Source organism: Planctomycetota bacterium (genome assembly GCA_038746835.1).
GTDB lineage: Bacteria > Planctomycetota > Phycisphaerae > Tepidisphaerales > Tepidisphaeraceae > JBCDKH01.
Genome location: JBCDKH010000325.1, coordinates 1 through 1749, shown reverse-complemented (window position 1 = coordinate 1749; position 1749 = coordinate 1). Strand labels below are relative to the sequence as shown.

Annotated in this window: 2 protein-coding genes; both read right to left on the bottom strand. The window is 65.3% G+C overall.

Going from position 1 to position 1749, the window contains the following annotated elements; all coding sequences use genetic code 11:
• The coding region (locus AAGI46_17090) for a hypothetical protein (protein MEM1013924.1) at window positions 1-522 on the bottom strand (522 nt) is incomplete at its 3' end.
• A 370-nt stretch (window positions 523-892) separates the two neighbouring features.
• A complete protein-coding gene (locus tag AAGI46_17085) occupies window positions 893-1666 on the bottom strand; it encodes a TIM barrel protein (GenBank protein MEM1013923.1) in 774 nt (257 codons plus the stop codon).
• Window positions 1667-1749: the final 83 nt, after the last annotated feature.

Sequence of the window (1749 nt, the reverse complement as noted above, 5' to 3'; positions counted from 1 at the left end):
GGGATCGCACGCGTTGTAGATCGGCACGCACCGTCGGGCACCGAGCTTTGCGTACGCCTCTACTACCGGCGGGCCTCCGCCGTAGGTGAGGATGGCGTCGAACTGCGGGATCTGTCCGCGAAACGCGTCGGCCGGGTCGTTAATCGTGCGATCGAGCGTGGCCGGCGCGTCGACGTCCCAGAAGACGCACGCCCTGCCGGGACGCTTCAGCTCGCCCGAGACGAGTGCTTCGAGTTCGCGATCGAAGACGCCCACGCCGCTGGCTTTGACGACGACGTCGGACGCGGCATCCGCCTGCGAGACCGCATCGCGCATCGCGGGCTCGTCGTTGTCGTAGACGACGACTTTGGCGTACGGCGGGTCGGGATGATCGACGTGGCTCTGCCGGTCGTACGCGTCGGGCTCATAGAACGTGATCGCGTGCCCGCGGTTGGCGAGCGCCTTGAGGATCCCGCGGTAGTAGGTAGCGGCGCCATTCCAGTAAGCGCTGACGAGCGATGATCCGAAGAACGCGATCCGCATATTGCTTGGCTTTTTTACACCCAAACGACTGATCGTGTAGTCACACTCTCTGATGTTTAGCGATGAACGGAGCGAGCCTGACCGGTTGTAGTCCGAGGCTCGCTGCGCTCACCGCTAAACGGGAACCCCGTCAGTTTCTGCTGCGGAGTCGCGTTCGTAGCTGCTTCGGGTGCCACTGAGTTGTTGCAGTGCTCAGTGTCGACCACTGCAACAATGCAGGGGCACCAGAACTCTTTCGCACGCGAACGACCACTCGTGGAGCCACCCTCTCTGGCGCTTAGCGGTGAGCGGAGCGAGCCTTATCGGTTGGAGTTTGAGGCTCGCTGCGCTCACCGCCAAACCGAAAAACCGTCGATTTCCATTGATTTCCTCACGCTTCTGCGAGCCAGTGTCGCAGGGTCCTTGCGTCGTTTCGGAAAGCCTCGACGTCGTCGCCGCGGACGAATTCCAGCAGCAGATCTCGGTCGTCGTCGTGGTTCGATAGCTCGTCGAGGTAGCGACGCCAGTCGGATGAGCCTTCTTCCAAGGGACGTCGATCCGCCCCGTCGGGCGTGTCGAGCCAGTGGAAGACGTGCACGCGGCCGAGCCGTTCGATCGAGCGGAGCTCTGCCAGACGCGTCTCGACATCGACGTTTCGGCTCGGCTGCCAGTCGAACACGAGATCGGGCACCGCCTCGGCGAGACGCGAAGCCGACGCGGCGCAGTCGGTCACCGTCCCGCCGTGCCACTCGGCGTGGACGGCGATGCCCCGCTCGGACGCGGCGTCGCAGGCACGGCGGCCGTCCTCGGCGACGCGGTCGAAGTAGGCGTCGTCCGCATCGCGTCCGTCCTGCCGGCCGGCCCAGACGCGAACGACGCTCGTCTCCAGCGCCTCTGCCGAATCCAGCACGGCCGACAGGTCCGGCACGTCGTCATCTGCCTCGTGCCCCAGCCGGTAGTACGACCCGTAGGCCGAAATCCGCAGCCCGGCCTCTCGTGTCAGCTGGCCGACCTCGCGAGCGACGGCGACGTCTCCGTGCGGCACATGCACGTCGCCGCCCCACTCGATCGCCTCCAGCTCGGCCTCGGCCGCCAGTTCGATCACCGGATGCGGCTCGAGCCGTCGGAACGTCACCGACACCAACCCCGGACGCAGCGTTGCCATTGCATGAAGGTAGCAACCGACCGGTGGCCGCATACCCTATCGCCAACTAGGAATCTCCGACCCTTCAACCCACGCATCATGCC